The following is a 14662-nucleotide window of genomic DNA, read 5'->3' on the forward strand; positions in this document are numbered from 1 at the left end:
TCTGGGCGTGGACGGCCCGTTTCGGTTACTCTCAGCAAGATCACAGTAACGGCGGGGAGCCGGACGCCGGACCCTCCGCGAGGGCCCGAGGCTCGAAAGGCCCGGGAACACCTCGACCGGCGTCACCGAGCAGTGGAGGACCCGATGTGCGGGATAGCCGGAATGGCGTCGACATCGCACCCCGACCCCGAACTCGTCCGCCGCATGTGCGACGTGATCGCGCACCGGGGGCCGGACGGCGCCGGTTTCCACGACGACGAACACGCGTCGCTCGGCGCGCGCAGGCTGGCGATCATCGATGTGGCGACCGGTGACCAGCCCGTCTACAGTGAGAACGGGCGGGTCACGGCGGTCTTCAACGGTGAGATCTACAACTTCCCCGCGCTGCGGGAGGACCTGGCGCGCCGGGGCCATCGCCTGCGGTCCACGGGCGACTCGGAGTGTCTCGTCCACCTCTACGAGGAGTACGGCGCCGATCTGGCCCCGCGGCTGCGGGGGATGTTCGCCTTCGCCGTCTGGGACCGCGACCGGAAACGGCTGGTCCTGGCCCGCGACCGGGTCGGGAAGAAGCCCCTGTACTGGTGGTCCGACCACACCTCGATCCGGTTCGGCTCGGAGCTGAAGTCCCTCGCCCAGGATCCCGGCATGCGCCGCGACCTCGACCCCGTGGCGCTGCACCACTACCTCACCTACCGTTACGTCCCCGCGCCGGGATCGATCTACCAGGGCGTGCACAAGCTGCCCCCCGGCCACGTGCTGGTCTGGGAGCGGGGACGGATCACCGTGCACCGCTACTGGCGGCTGGACCGCACCCCACGGGTCGTGACGGACGAGCGGCAGGAGGAGGAACGCCTGCGCGAGCTGATCCTGGAGGCGACCCGCGTGCGCATGGTGAGCGAGCGGCCCGTCGGCGCGTTCCTCTCCGGGGGGATCGACTCGTCCGCCGTGGTGGCGGCGATGGCGATGCAGAGCCCCGACCGGGTCAAGACGTTCTGCATCGGTTTCGACAACGGTCGCTACGACGAGCGTTCCGAGGCGCGGCAGGTCGCCGAGCGCTACTCCACCGACCACCACGAGCTCGTCGTGGGGACCGGCGTCCTCGACGTCCTGCCCCGCCTCGCCTGGCACTTCGACGAGCCGTTCGCCGACTCCTCGGCCATCCCCGCCTTCTACGTCGCGCGGCTGAGCCGGCGGCACGTCACCGTCGTGCTCAACGGCGACGGCGGGGACGAGTGTTTCGGCGGCTACCAGCGCTACACCCTGATGAACCGGGCCGACGGGATCCCGGCCATGCCGGGCGCCCTCGCGTCGGTGTTCGCCCGCACCGGCACCCTGCTCACCGAGCGGAGCGGGTACGGGTCGCGGACCCGCCGGGTCGGCCGCCTGATGCGCTTCGCCGCGGAGCGGCCGTCACGGCGCTACGCCGATCTGATGTCCTGCTTCACCCCCGAGCAGAAGTCCGAGCTCTACAGCCCCGCGTTCCGCGAACGGCTGGCGGGAGTGGACAGTCACGGGCTGTTCGACGAGAGCTTCGGTGACTCCTCGGCGACGACGACCCTCGGCCGTGTCCTGGACGTCGACACCGTCACCTACCTACCGTACGACCTGCTGGTCAAGGCCGACATCACGACGATGGCCAACTCCGTGGAGGCCCGCTCGCCGTTCCTGGACCACCGGCTGATGGAGTGGGCCGCGGGGCTCCCCGACCCGCTCAAGGTCCGCGACCGGCGGACCAAGGTCCTGCTCAGGCGGGCGGTCGCCCCCTGGCTGCCCGAACGGCTGCGGCACCTTCCCAAGCGGGGGTTCGGCGTGCCGCTCGCCTCCTGGCTCCGGGGGGAGCTGCGAGACCTCGCCCACGACGTGCTCACCGACGGCACCGCCCGGGAGCGGGACCTGTTCCAGGTGTCGGTGGTGCGGGACCTGCTCCGGCGGCACCACGAGGGAGCCGACCACGGCGACCGGCTGTGGGCGCTGCTGCAGTTCGAGCTCTGGCACCGGGCGCACGCGGTCCCCGGCGGCTCCTCCGTCATGGCGGAGATCGGATGCCCAGGGCCCTGAACGCGAGCGCGGCCCTGACCAGGACCGTCCAGACGATGGCCAGCCACGTGCTGCGGCTGACGCTGGCGGCGATCACGGGCGTCCTCATAGCGCGCACCCTCCAGCCCGAGGGGCGGGGGATCTACGCGATGATCGCGACCACCGGCGGGGTCGCGGTCATCATGGGCAGCCTGTCGATCGGGAGGTCGCAGATCGCGCTGTGGCGAGACCCCGCGCGGCACCGCGCCCTGGTGGGCAACGGCCTGCTGCTCGGGCTGGGTCTCGGGCTCGTGTCCACCCTGGTCACCCTGGCGGTCGTGCCGTCGTTCGTCCCCCTTCCCGAGCCCGGCCTGCTCCTCATCGCCCTGCTCGCGGTGCCGTTCGGCGTCGCGGCGGTGAACCTGAACGGGATCGCGCAGCTGCGGTCTCGCAACGACCTGGTCAACCGGGGGGTCGTCGCGTCCGCGCTCGTGCTGAACCTGCCGATCCTGGCACTCGCGGCGACGGGGCACCTCACCGTCACCGCGGTGATCGTATGCTGGACGGCCGCCGTGAGCGTGCCCTTCTGGCTGCTCCTGCAGTCGCTCGGCCTGCGCTCCATGCGCGTGGAGCCGGCGCTCGCCCGCCGCCAGCTCACCCTGTCGTGCCGGTACCACGTCGGGCTGGCGGCGTTCCATCTCCTGCTGACCGCCGACATCTTCCTGCTGGGCGCCCTCGTCTCCCCCGCCGAGGTGGGCCTGTACACCGTCGGGACGGCGTTCCTGACCTTCTCGCGGATCCCCGCCGACGCGGTGACGCAGGTCGCGCTCCCCCGCCAGGCGGTCGAGGACGAGCGCGACGCCAGGGCCGTCAGCGTCCGCGTCCTGCGGCTCAACCTGCTGCTGTCGTCCGTCTTCGTGTGCGCGCTGTCGGCCGCCTCACCCGTGCTCGTCCCCCTGCTCTACGGCCCCGCGTTCGCCGGCAGCGTGACGCCGATACTCCTCCTGGCCCCCGGCATCGTCGCCCTGTCGCTGCTCCGGCCGGTCGAGCAGTACCTGGTACGGCTGGGCCGCCCGATGACCATGACCGCCGTCGCCTCCGGCGCCCTCGCCGCGAACCTAGCCCTGAACGCCCTGCTCATCCCCCGCTGGGGGGCCACCGGTGCCGCCCTCGCCGCGAGCACCGCCTACACGGCCATGGCCGCGGCCGAGATCGCGTGGTTCGCCAGGAGGACCTCGACCGAGGCGCGGGAGTTGCTGCCACGGCTCTCCGACCTGCGTTCCGTGGTGTCGGCGCTCTTCGACGCGAGCCGCCCGACTCCGACTCCGGCGACGCGGGCCCGCGGGACGGACCCGCACGCCCGGTAATGATCGCTTTCGCCGCGAGACCCGAAGGAGGAGGGGACACAGCTGCGAACGGCTTAGATCATGTTCAGGTAGGGGGAAGGGAAAATATCCCGCCGTCGACGTGACGGTGCCGATGAACGCAATCAAAAGGGGGTTAGTTTCTCCGAAGTGAACAGGCCCATCACCGAGGAGCCCGTAATGAAGCCGGACGGTCGGATTCGTGTCATGGAGATCATCGCACGCATGAATGTCGGCGGACCGGCCACCCAGGTCATGGGACTGTGCGAGAGGCTGAACCACGAGGAGTTCGACCACCGCCTCTACACGGGCCATGTCGAGGGCGGCGAGGGCGACCATCTCCATCTCCGGAACTCCGCGGTGGAGGTCCACCGGATTCCGGGGCTCGGCCGTTCGGTCAAGCCGGCCGACGACTACCGCGCCCTGTCCGGGCTGACCAGGGCGATGCGCGGGTTCCGCCCGCACATCGTCCACACCAGGACCGCCAAGGCGGGCGCGCTCGGACGCGTGGCCGCCTGCCTGTCGGGCGTCGGCTCGGCCCGGATACACGTGTTCCACGGCCACCTCCTGTACGGATACTTCTCCCCGGCCAAACGCCACCTCTACGTCAGGACCGAACGGCTGCTCGCCCACGTGTCCGACCGGCTGGTGACGGTGGGCTCTCAGGTGCGGGACGAGTTACTCCAGGCGGGGATCGGCCGTCCCGAGCAGTACGTCGTCATCCCGCCCGGGGTCCGGGCGGGACCCGTCCCCGATCGCGGCGCGGCCCGCGCGGCGCTGGGCCTGCCGCAGGACGCGCCAGTGGTGGCGTACGTGGGTCGCCTCACCCAGGTGAAGAGGCCCGACCGGTTCGTCGCCGTGGCCCACGCCGTGCTCGGCCGCATCCCCGGCTGCCACTTCGTCATGTGCGGCGGCGGCGAGCTCGGGCGCCAGGTCGAACGGGACGCCGAGACCGTCCGCGACTCCTTCCACCTGCTCGGCTGGCGCGGGGACGTGGAGACGGTCTACGCCGCCGCCGACGTGGTCCTGCTCACCTCGGACAACGAGGGCACCCCGCTCACGCTCGTCGAGGCGGGCATGGCGGGCACCCCGGTGGTCTCCACCCTGGTGGGAAGCGTCTCCGAGGTCGTCAGGGACGGGCACACCGGCCTGCTGTCGGGCACCGACCCGGACGAGCTGGCGGCGCACACCGTCCGCCTGCTGTCCGATCCCGGCCTCGCCCGCCGGATGGGCGGCGCGGCCCGCGACTGGACGACGTACGCGTTCAACCTGGACCGTCTCGTCTCGGACACCGAGGACCTCTACCGGTCGCTGTGCGAGACGCGCGGCCGGCACCTGCTCGCGCGGGGGAACGGCCGATGAGAGTGCTGGTGACAGGCGGCGCCGGCTTCATCGGCGCGCACACCTGCCGGACGCTGGCGGCCAGGCCCGACGTCGGGAACATCACGGTGCTGGACGACCTGAGCAGCGGGGACCTCGCCAACCTCGACGGCGTCGAGGCGACGGTGGTGATGGGCAGCATTCTGGACCGAGACCTGCTGACGGACCTGGTGGCCGGTGTCACGCATGTGATCCACCTCGCCGCCCGGCCGTCGGTGCCCCGCTCCCTGGCCGACCCGCTGGCCTCGCACGCCGCCAACGCGACCGGCACCCTGAACGTGCTGGAGGCGTGCCGCGCGAGCCGGCCGCACGTGATCCTCGCCTCCTCCTCGTCGGTGTACGGCGACCGTCCCGAACCCCACAAGCACGAGGACCTGCCCACCAGGCCGCTCAGTCCGTACGGGGCCGGCAAGCTCGCCGCGGAGGCGTACGCGCTGGCCTACGCGCACAGTTACGGCCTGCCGGTCCTGCCGTTCCGCTTCTTCAACGTCTACGGCCCTCTGCAGAGCGCCGGGCACGCGTACGCGGCCGTGATCCCGGCGTTCGTCTCCGCGGCGCTGCGGGGCGAGCCGGTTCCGCTGCACGGCGACGGCCTCCAGTCGCGGGACTTCACCTACGTGGACTCGGTGACCCAGGTCCTCGCCGACGCGGCCGCGCGCCGGATGACCAGCACGAAGCCGGTGAACCTGGCGTTCGGGACCCTCGTCTCCCTCCGGCACCTGATGGGCGTCCTCGCCGAGATCATCGGCCGCCCCGTCGAGGAGACCTGCCTGCCGCCACGACAGGGCGACATCCGGCAATCCCAGGCCTCTCCCCATCTGCTGCGCGAACTGTTCCCCGGCGTGTGTCCCGTTCCGCTCGAGGACGGGCTCCGCGCGACGGTGGCCTGGTTCGAGAGAACGCAGGTCCCGGGCGTCGAGGCGAAGGCCGGCAGCTACACGTGATCCACCGCTTCGTCCCGCCAGAGATCTGTCTTCAAGCACGTGATGAGGAAACCCCGTGAGCACAACATCTAGCACTAAATATCTAATAACGGGCGGTAGCGGATTCATCGGATCGCATCTGGCCGACGCGCTGCTCGCGCGCGGTGACTCCGTCATCGCCCTGGACAACCTTTCGACGGGACGGCTGGAGAACCTGCGCCCCCACCCGGGCCTGCGTTTCGTGCACGGTTCGGTCCTGGACGAACTCATGGTCGACGAGTTGGTCCACCGGTGCGACGTCGTCGTCCACATGGCGGCCGCGGTCGGCGTCAAGCTGATCGTCGAGCAGCCGTTGCGGTCCCTGACGACCAACATCCGGGGTTCGGAGATCGTCATCGAGGCGGCGCACCGGTACCGGAAGAAGATCCTGGTCACCAGCACCAGCGAGATCTACGGCAAGAACTCCTCCGGCGCGCTGCGCGAGGACGCCGACCGCATCCTCGGCAGCCCCGCCGTGGTCCGCTGGGCCTACAGCACGTCCAAGGCCGTCGACGAGATCCTCGCCAACGCCTACCACAAGGAGCGCGACCTGCCGACGATCGTCGTCCGGCTCTTCAACACCGTGGGCCCGCGGCAGAGCCCGACCTACGGCATGGTCATCCCGAGCCTCGTCCGGCAGGCCCTGTCGGCCACGCCCCTGACGGTCTTCGGCGACGGGACCCAGACCCGCTGCTTCGCACACGTCGCGGACATCGTCGACGCGCTGCTCCGGTTACTCGACGAGGACGCGGCCGTCGGTGAGACCTTCAACATCGGCTCCACCGACGAGGTGAGCATCATGGAACTGGCGAAACTCATCATCGAGTTCACCGGGTCCACCTCCGGGGTCGACCTCATCCCCTACTCCCAGGCCTACGAGCAGGGGTTCGAGGACATGACCCGCAGGGTTCCGGACACCGCGAAGCTCCGCGCGCTCACCGGCTGGGCTCCGCGGCGCTCTCTCGACAACATCCTCACCGAGATCATCAGGGAGGCCTCCGGCGATCCGGCGGCGTTCCCCCGGTGAGCGGGACGATCGCCCTCACCGCGGGAACGGCCTGCCTGCTCAGCGTGACGGCCGCCGTGCCGCTGAGGCGCCTGGCGCTGCGATGGGATCTCACCGACCGCCCCGGCGGGCATAAGGCCCACGTCCGCCCGACCCCGTACCTCGGAGGTATCGCGATCACGGTGGGCACGGTCGTGCCCACCGTGGTCGCGCTCGGCCTCGCCGATCTGCAGATCATCGCGATCCTCCTCGCCGCCACCACGGTGTCCGTCCTCGGCCTGATCGACGACATCGCCCCCCTGCCGGCGGCCACCAGGTTGATCGTGGAGACCGCTGTGGCGATCGGGGTGGTGCTCTCCGGCGTCCAGGCGACCGTGACCGGGACGTGGCTGGACGGCACCCTCACCGTGGTGTGGATCATCGTGATGACGAACTCCTTCAACCTGCTGGACAACATGGACGGCGCGCTGGGAACCGTCACCGCCGTGGCCGCCGGTCTCCTCGCGGCCACGGCCCTGCTCCAGGGCCACATCTCGCTCGCGGTGCTCCTGTGCGCGCTCACCTGCGCGTGCCTGGGCTTCCTGCCGCACAACTGGGCGCCCGCGAGAATGTTCATGGGGGACTCCGGGTCGCTGTTCCTTGGATTCACGATGGCCTGCTCGGCGACCGTCCTGGTCATGGGACGGCCCCCGGACGCGACGATCGCCGGACTGTTCCTGCCGATGTTCATGGCGACCGTCGACACCTGCGTGGTCCTCCTCTCCCGCATGCTGGCGAACCGCCCACCGTTGCAGGGCGGTACCGACCACGTGTCGCACCGGCTGCGCCGTATGGGCATGGGAACCCGTACGGTCGCCACGACGCTGGGCGCGATCACGGCGATCACCGGCGCCCTCTGCCTGGCGACGGTCCTGGGCCTGCTGTCACCACTCGTCGCGATGGTCGTGGCGGGCGCGATCGCCGTCGCTTTTGTCAGCCTGCTGCGGGACGCGAACGCCCACCAGCCGGCCCAGCCCCCCCAGATCCCTCAGAAAACTCACGAAAGGCGGCGTTGATCCCGTGGATCTGCTCTACTACGCACGGCTGGCGCGCAGGAACTGGCTGATCATCCTCCTCTCATTGATCCTGGCGGTGGGTGCGGCGCTCGCCGTCACGGCGAACACGCCGCCGAAATACGTCTCGACGATCTCCATGCTGGTATCGGGCCACGACAGGGAGGGCAGCCTCTCCACCGCCTACCAGGCGGGCATGCTGTCGGCCCAGCGGGTGCAGTCCTACGCCAACCTGCTGTCCAGCCGCCGGGTGGTCGGCCAGATCGTCGAGGGCGAGGACATCCCGCGTCTCCAGGGGAACATCAGCGCCGAGGCCGTCCCCAGCACCGTGCTCCTGCGTGCCACGGTCACCGACACCGACCCCGCGCGGGCCTCCATGCTGGCCAACGCCCTGGGAGACCGCTTCTCGAAGCTGATCGACCAGATCGAGCGGCCCACTCCGGGCAGCCGCCCCACCGTCAAGATCACGATAGTGGACGAGGCGGACGTCCCCCGGGAACCGGTCAGCCCCAGGCCAGTGGTCAACCTGGTGATCGCCGTGCTGATCGCGCTGCTCGCCGCCATGGCCGTGATCATCCTCCGTGACCGTCTGGACACGACCCTCACCTCCTCCGAGGCGCTGCGGGAGGCGTCGGGCAGCTCGGTCCTCGGGGTCATCGGCTACGAGCGGGACGCGCGGCACTACCCCCTGATCCTGCGCAATCGTGGCCGGTCGTCCCGATCCGAGGCGTTCCGCGCGCTCCGGACCAACCTGCAGTTCATCGGCGTCGACCGGCAGCCGAAGTCGCTCGTGGTCACCAGCTGCCTGCCGGGCGAGGGCAAGTCCTCGACCTCCGCCAACCTCGCGATCACGCTGGCCCAGGCGGGCTGGCGGGTCATCCTGGTGGACGGCGACCTGCGCCGCCCCAGCATTCCCCGCTACCTCGGCATCGAGGGGGGGACGGGCCTGACGGACGCGCTGATCGACAGGGCGCGCCTGAACGAGGTCATCCAGGTCTGGGGCGATGCCGGCCTGTCCGTCCTGCCGAGCGGCCAGATCCCGCCGAACCCGAGTGAGCTGCTCGGCTCGAACGGGATGCGTCAGGTTCTCGCCCAGCTCACCGGGACGTACGACATGGTGATCATCGACGCGCCGCCGCTGCTGCCCGTCACCGACGCGGCGACGGTCACCGCGCTCTGCGACGGCGCGCTGCTCGTCGCCCGGTACGGCAAGACCCGCCGGGAGCACATGGCCCGCGCCTCGGAACTGCTGGCGTCGATCAACGCCCGCGTGGTGGGAACCGTCCTGAACTTCGTCCCGGCCGGTAGCGGCACGTACTACGGCTACAACAACGGGTACGGCTACGAGTCCGAGGTCAAGAAGCCGGTGAGTGTGTGAGCAGCCGGAGCGGGACGGCGAGCGACCTCGCGATGCCCCGTCCCGCCGCCCGGTAGGCCAGCAGGGAGCGCCCGTACGGATCGGCGATGTCGAACCGGTCGACCCGGACCAGCCCGCGCAGCGCCCGCGCCTCGTCGACCAGCGCGCGGGCCCGCCGCACGGGATCCCGGTGACGGGTGATCTCCTCCGGCGGCACGGCCCGCACCAGCGTGCCGAACTCGGCGATGGTGAAGGTCCGCGTGACCGCCGCGAGGTGCATGGCCACCGATTCCGCGCGGTGCCCGCGGGTGGCCGTGAGCACGAGATCCGCGTCGGCCACCAGCTCGGGGACGAGGAGGCGGGAGCCGAAGTCCGTGGGGTCTCCGCCAAGCCGGACCAGCGTCCGCCGGGCGTGCCCGGTCATCTCCAGCCCGGGCTGGGCGTGTGTGCCCGCGCTGACCACCTGGACCGCCGGGCACGGCCCGAGGGCCGAGCGGGTCAGCCGCTCGGCCAGCGGGGAGCGGCAGACGTTGCCGGTGCACACGAAGAGGATGCGAAAGCGGGCACCGGCCGGCTCCCACGCCTCCTGGACATCCCGCCAGCAGCGCCGCCCGCAGCCCTCGTGCCCGGCCGGGGCGATCTCCCCGTCCCCGGTGACACCGGAGTCTCCTCCGGTTGTGGAGCTCCGCGCGATCCCGGCGTTCTCCGGTGAGGCTCTCATCCCGAGAGGGTAGATCGGCTCCTGTACGCCATCGCCCGCGGCACACCGCTCTTTGCCCTTTCATACCGACGCACACGATAGATCGTGCGGCGGAAGACATCTGTTCCCATCAGGGGGCGCAACCGCGCGGGTCCTCGGTGACGTGGGTCCGCTGGGGCCGGACAAGTGGCTGCACGGGGACCAGCGGCGCCGCGTCCGAGGCGGGTTCGACGAAGTCGAACTCCAGGGACCTCGACTGCCCGGGAGCGAGTTCCAGCATGACCGAGTAGACGGGGTGGGAGCGCTCCGTCCCCCTGACGACGGCCGCCCGCTCCCCGTCCAGCCTGGCCGCGGTCATCCGCCCGCCGAGCCCGCCGTACAGCGACACCCACAGCAGGTTGGACCCGGGAACGTGCCACCGTCGGGGCAGGTCGAGCCGGCCGGTGACGTAGGAGGGCAGGGCCTCCGCCGGGACGTCGTTGACGAGCCGGATCCGCACGGTCGAGGGGCGCAGGCCATCCCGGCAGGCGCCCAGCTCGTAGGCCAGGGAACGCTCCAGGTAGTAGTCGAGCTTGCCTCCGGCCGAGTTGTTGACCACCAGCCCCGCGAACGGTCCCGGCCGCGAGGGCAGCACGCCGCCGATCGGGGCGCGGGTCAGGAGCCGCTGCTCGGCCTCGTGACGGCTCCAGACCTGGATCCGCCGCTCGCCGACCATGCGGCCCAGTACGGGCAGCAGCCTGGCGGGGTCGGCGAAGGACCCGGGCAGCGCCTCCCCGACGGCGCCGGCGACCTCGATGAGGAACCGCTTGCGCGCCACCGGATCGCGGTAACGGGCGTAGGCCGCCCGCTCGGTGAGATCGACGATGTTCGCCGAGGTCACCTTCTCCCCGCCGGGAAGGGTGACCGGGCCGATCAGCCGCAACAGGTGGGCCAGCCCGGCCGGGTCGGTGGCCACGGCGCCGTCGAGCCGCGTGCCGGCCCGCCTCTCCCACAACCGGGTCCAGGTGGCGGCGGCGTACGGAAAGTGCGGGGAGAGGTTGGAGACGGACAGCATTCTGGTCGCCCCCGGCCCGTAGCGCCTGAGGAAGTCCCGGCCGTGGTCGGCGACGGGGACGGGGCTCGTGAACAGACCAGTGTCGGCGGACAGCCGCTCGACGGCGATTCGGCCCCGGTCGGCCTTCAGGATGCCGAAGGCGCCCACGAGGCCCCCGGTGCCTCTCGCCTCGGCGTTGTTCTGGAAGGCCAGGAAGTAGCGGCGGGGACCGTCGCCGCCGAACATCGGGGGCAGGAGCGCGGCGGCGTCGGCGGCGGTGCCCAGCAGGTCGCGCAGCCGGGTCATCTCGCCCAGCGCGGTGTCCCTCGCCTCGTCGAGCGTGTCCAGCCCGCTGTCGGCCGGGGTGGCACGCAGAAGTGAGTCCGCCCGCGCGAGGCGGGTGACCGCGCTCGCCAAGACCGGTGCCGCGGCGTCAAGGGCGGCCAGTCGCCCCCTCACGGCGCCTCGGGAGGGGGAGGCGGCCATCATGAACGGCGTGGCCGCCCCCTGCACGTCGGTGAGCACGCCGGTCAGCTCGTCGGCGGTCCAGGCGAGGCCACGCACGGTCGTCGCGGCATCGCCCGCGAACGGGAGGTGGGAGATCACCCACCAGCCGGGTCCCTCAGTTAGCCGCCGCGCCTCGACCGCGTGCGACCGGGCGTCCGCGAGCGCCTCCGCCACCTGGGCGGGGGTCCCTGCGCTCACCAGCGAGCCCAGCCGCGTCAGCGCGCCTCCGGCCGCCACCAGATGGTCACGCACTCGCAGGCCCAGGTGGGCTTCCCAGGCTCCGGCGATCACCAGGGCGGCCGAAGCCGACAGGACGATCCGGCGGGCCCTCCATCCGGATGGTCCGTTTCGCACCGGCGGAAGGGACGGCCCGGCGTCACGGCGGGTTCTCCCTCCCCATCGCCTATTTCGCACCGGTGGATCGGCGGCGCCGCACCAGCCACAGCACACCGGCTCCCGCGACCAGCAGGCCGGCTCCCAGCCCGGCGGACGCCGTCGCGGGCACTCCCGTGAACGGGAGACTCTCCCCGCCGGCCTCGCACGGACGTCCCCCGTCACCGCAGTCGTGGCCGACGGACTCGTTCCCGCAGTCACCGCCCCTGCAGTCGTCGTCCTCGACGACATTCTCCCCAAGGGGCATCCGGGCATTCTCCCCGAGGGGCATCCGGGCATTCTTCCCGAGGGGCGTCCGGGCGACCTGGAGGGCGATCCTCCCCGCGTCGGAGGCCTTCTTCTTCGCGGTCTCCGCCCTCCCCACGGCTCCGGAGGCCACCTGCTCGGCCTTGGGGTTGACTCCCGCGGCGAGGCCGACGATGCCCTCCGCCTCACCGGCGATGCGCCCGGCCTCCGGGGCGATGCGCCTGGCCTCGGCGACGATGCGCCTGGCCTCGGCGGTGATGAGTCCGGCCGTGTCGGTACTCCCGGAGACGGCTCCGCTCGCCACGGCACCATGGGCAAGCCTCGCGGCGGCCGGGTTGACCCGCAGAGCGGTGGAGGTGGGCTCGATGACGACCCCGCCTATCCTGTCCCTGTCGATGTTCCTCAGCTCGTTGCGGTTGTCGTTCCTGTTGTTGATCTCAATGCAGGTCTCCCCCCGAGCCTCCGCGCAAAACTCGGCGACATCCGCCGCCTGCCCGGCGAGGTCGTCCGCCCGCCTGGCGATCGCGTCGGCCTCGTCGGCGATGTCCTCCGCCGCGTTGAGGAGAATGATGTACGGCGGGTAGGGCGCGCCCTGGACGGCCTTCAGCGGCGGAAGACCGCTCTCCGCAGTCGCCGCCCCCGCGAGACCGAGTACCGGGCCGCTCCCGGTCATTACCGCGAGTAGGAAACACATCATGTATTTTCTAGCCATTTAGGGCTCCCATAGCGATGGTTCAGGCCACAGAACAAGACGCTGAAACAGAAGCGACATGTCCCCAGAGCCTGTTATATTCGCCCGTCTCGCAATAACCCGCAGGCCGTTCCCTCCCTTACCGAACGATCGTCAATCATTCTCCAGATATTGGGACTCGACCGGCTGCGCCAACGTGGAGGAAAGGGGTCACGGCGCGGCCTCGACCCGGTAGACGGGCCCCGACAGGCTGAGCGCGTACAACTCACCGTCATGGTCCTGACCGAAGGACGACAACTGCTCCACCGTGCCGAGGTCGTCGCCCCGCCCCGCCCCGCCGGGAGGCGCGGCCTTGACCCAGCCCGCGCAGAAGTCGCCGTAGACGAACCGTCCCTCCAGGCCGGGGATCCGCTTGCCCCGGTAGACGTATCCGGCGATGACCGAGCAGTTGCCGCCCTCGCCCAGGGGATACTCGATGATCGGGTCCACCGTGTCGCCGCCGTCGCCGCCGTCGCCGCCGTCGCCCTTGAAGGGGTGGCTCCCCTCCCTCAGGTTCCAGCCGTAGTTGCGGCCCCCCTCGCCCTTCGGCTCGAAGTCGACCTCCTCCCAGGCGTTCTGGCCGACGTCTCCGATCCACATGTCGCCGGTCTTCGCGTCGAAGGTGAACCGCCAGGGGTTGCGCAGGCCGTACGACCAGATCTCCGGCCTGGCGCCCTGCCTGCCGACGAACGGGTTGTCGCGGGGGACCTTGTACGGGGTGCCGCGCGGGTCGATCCTGAGGATCTTGCCGAGCCAGGTGCCCAGGTTCTGGCCGTTGCCCTGCGGGTCTCCCCCGCTGCCTCCATCGCCGAGGGCGATGTAGAGATGGCCGTCGGGCCCGAAGGCGAGCTGCCCGCCGTTGTGGTTGGCGTACGGCTGCCGCTGGGTCAGCACGTCCCTGCGGCCGGTCGCCCTGCCGCCGGAGAAGGCCCATTCGGTGACGTGGGTGTGCCCTTCGCGGTCGGTCCAGTTGAGATAGAGGAAGTTCCCGTCCGGGTGGAAGGCCACCCCGAGCAGTCCCTGCTCGTTGCCCCTGCTGATCTCCTGGGAGAGGTCGACGACGGGCGCCTCGGCGACCTTCCCGCCCGTCACGGCGCGCAGCCGTCCCGTCTGCTCGGCGATGTAGAGCGTCGGATCGTCCTTGCGCAGGGCCATCGCCACCGGCATGTCGAGCTGGGCGAACTCGGTGAAGCGGACCCTCGGGGCGGCGTCCGCGCCCGCCTTTCCCGTGGGTTCCGCCGGCGAGGCCGTGGCGGCGGGAGCGGAAGGGCCGGGTCCGGAGTCGGCGGACCCGGGGGTCTCGGTGGAGGAGCAGGCGACCAGCGCCGCGCTCAGCAGGGCCAGGCCCAATCCTGTCCGGCGGGAGATCGGCACGGTTCTCAGCCTCCTGTGTTCGTCGCCTGCTTAGATGTTCGTCGCCTGCTTGGATGATCATGTGTACGCGCCCGCCGCCGCGAAGGTTCCGGCCGCGCCGGGCGATTCCCGCACGCCCCCTGCCGCGTACGCCCATTCTCTCCGGTCTCCTCCCCCGGCTTGTCCGCCGGGTGGCGAGCCTGGCCGGCGAGATCACGGTGCTTGTGGATGCCGTCCACGTTCACGATGACTTGAGACGGCGAAAGCCCCCAGCCGGAGCTGGAGGCTTTACGTCGCGCGATCGCCTACGCCGGGAGGTCCCAGCTCGGCCCAACGGGGTCACCGAGCCAAACGTGCTGGCGCTCCTTCGTGACGGTAAGCCCGAACCCGGACTGGTGTGGGCGTCCGGCGCCCTGCCAGGTCAAGATGGCATCTTCGACTTCGTCCCACAGCTTGATCGGCCCGTGCTGGTGCACCGTCCATCCGCCTGCGGGATCTGGTGCGGTGTCGGCCCGCGAGCCGGTACTGACATCCAGCAGGAGCGTCGAGTCCTCACTCCAGGA

Annotated in this window: 11 protein-coding genes; 7 read left to right on the forward strand and 4 right to left on the reverse strand. The window is 71.0% G+C overall.

The window, feature by feature from the left end:
- The first annotated feature begins 144 nt into the window (after window positions 1-144).
- The 7 genes from asnB (at window position 145) to ACSDR0_RS19335 (ending at window position 9158) form a co-directional block, all read left to right on the forward strand.
- Complete coding sequence (asnB, locus tag ACSDR0_RS19305; protein ID WP_435290222.1) at window positions 145-2058, forward strand: asparagine synthase (glutamine-hydrolyzing); 1914 nt, start codon at window positions 145-147, stop codon at window positions 2056-2058.
- Window positions 2043-3383 (forward strand): lipopolysaccharide biosynthesis protein, encoded by a 1341-nt coding sequence (locus tag ACSDR0_RS19310; protein WP_435290223.1) that lies wholly within the window; start codon window positions 2043-2045, stop codon window positions 3381-3383. The genes asnB and ACSDR0_RS19310 overlap by 16 nt, the downstream gene beginning before the upstream one ends.
- A 204-nt stretch (window positions 3384-3587) precedes the next feature.
- Window positions 3588-4742: a glycosyltransferase family 4 protein gene (locus tag ACSDR0_RS19315; RefSeq protein WP_435290224.1), complete on the forward strand. Its 1155-nt coding sequence runs from the start codon at window positions 3588-3590 to the stop codon at window positions 4740-4742.
- On the forward strand, window positions 4739-5704 hold the full coding sequence (locus tag ACSDR0_RS19320) for an NAD-dependent epimerase/dehydratase family protein (RefSeq protein ID WP_435290225.1): 966 nt from the start codon (window positions 4739-4741) through the stop codon (window positions 5702-5704). Before ACSDR0_RS19315 ends, ACSDR0_RS19320 begins: the two co-directional genes overlap by 4 nt.
- 55 nt (window positions 5705-5759) lie before the next feature.
- A complete protein-coding gene (locus ACSDR0_RS19325) occupies window positions 5760-6749 on the forward strand; it encodes an NAD-dependent epimerase/dehydratase family protein (RefSeq protein WP_435290226.1) in 990 nt (329 codons plus the stop codon).
- Window positions 6746-7783, forward strand: coding sequence for a glycosyltransferase family 4 protein (locus ACSDR0_RS19330; protein ID WP_435290227.1), 1038 nt, complete (start codon window positions 6746-6748; stop codon window positions 7781-7783). Before ACSDR0_RS19325 ends, ACSDR0_RS19330 begins: the two co-directional genes overlap by 4 nt.
- Window positions 7784-7787: 4 nt before the next feature.
- Window positions 7788-9158 carry a polysaccharide biosynthesis tyrosine autokinase gene (locus tag ACSDR0_RS19335; RefSeq protein WP_435290228.1) on the forward strand — a complete coding sequence of 457 codons (1371 nt, stop codon included), beginning with the start codon at window positions 7788-7790 and terminating at the stop codon, window positions 9156-9158.
- On the opposite strand, the gene ACSDR0_RS19340 is transcribed toward ACSDR0_RS19335, so the two are convergent.
- From ACSDR0_RS19340 to ACSDR0_RS19355, 4 genes are all read right to left on the reverse strand, one after another.
- On the reverse strand, window positions 9136-9858 hold the full coding sequence (locus ACSDR0_RS19340) for a hypothetical protein (RefSeq protein WP_435290229.1): 723 nt from the start codon (window positions 9856-9858) through the stop codon (window positions 9136-9138). The genes ACSDR0_RS19335 and ACSDR0_RS19340 overlap by 23 nt on opposite strands.
- A gap of 109 nt (window positions 9859-9967) precedes the next feature.
- On the reverse strand, window positions 9968-11731 hold the full coding sequence (locus tag ACSDR0_RS19345; RefSeq protein ID WP_435290230.1) for a DUF4012 domain-containing protein: 1764 nt from the start codon (window positions 11729-11731) through the stop codon (window positions 9968-9970).
- A gap of 49 nt (window positions 11732-11780) precedes the next feature.
- Window positions 11781-12689, reverse strand: coding sequence for a hypothetical protein (locus tag ACSDR0_RS19350; protein ID WP_435290231.1), 909 nt, complete (start codon window positions 12687-12689; stop codon window positions 11781-11783).
- Window positions 12690-12917: 228 nt separating this feature from the next.
- Window positions 12918-14120 (reverse strand): PQQ-dependent sugar dehydrogenase, encoded by a 1203-nt coding sequence (locus tag ACSDR0_RS19355; protein WP_435290232.1) that lies wholly within the window; start codon window positions 14118-14120, stop codon window positions 12918-12920.
- Between the last annotated feature and the right edge of the window lie 542 nt (window positions 14121-14662).

The organism is Streptosporangium sp. G11 (assembly GCF_051192615.1).
Taxonomy (GTDB): domain Bacteria; phylum Actinomycetota; class Actinomycetes; order Streptosporangiales; family Streptosporangiaceae; genus Streptosporangium.

Excerpts from the sequence above, each read along its gene's own strand:
- asnB (WP_435290222.1), top strand. The coding sequence starts at position 145 with ATGTGCGGGATAGCCGGAATGGCGTCGACATCGCACCCCGACCCCGAA.
- ACSDR0_RS19310 (WP_435290223.1), top strand. The coding sequence starts at position 2,043 with ATGCCCAGGGCCCTGAACGCGAGCGCGGCCCTGACCAGGACCGTCCAG.
- ACSDR0_RS19315 (WP_435290224.1), top strand. The coding sequence starts at position 3,588 with ATGGAGATCATCGCACGCATGAATGTCGGCGGACCGGCCACCCAGGTC.
- ACSDR0_RS19320 (WP_435290225.1), top strand. The coding sequence starts at position 4,739 with ATGAGAGTGCTGGTGACAGGCGGCGCCGGCTTCATCGGCGCGCACACC.
- ACSDR0_RS19340 (WP_435290229.1), bottom strand. The coding sequence starts at position 9,858 with ATGAGAGCCTCACCGGAGAACGCCGGGATCGCGCGGAGCTCCACAACC.
- ACSDR0_RS19350 (WP_435290231.1), bottom strand. The coding sequence starts at position 12,689 with ATGACCGGGAGCGGCCCGGTACTCGGTCTCGCGGGGGCGGCGACTGCG.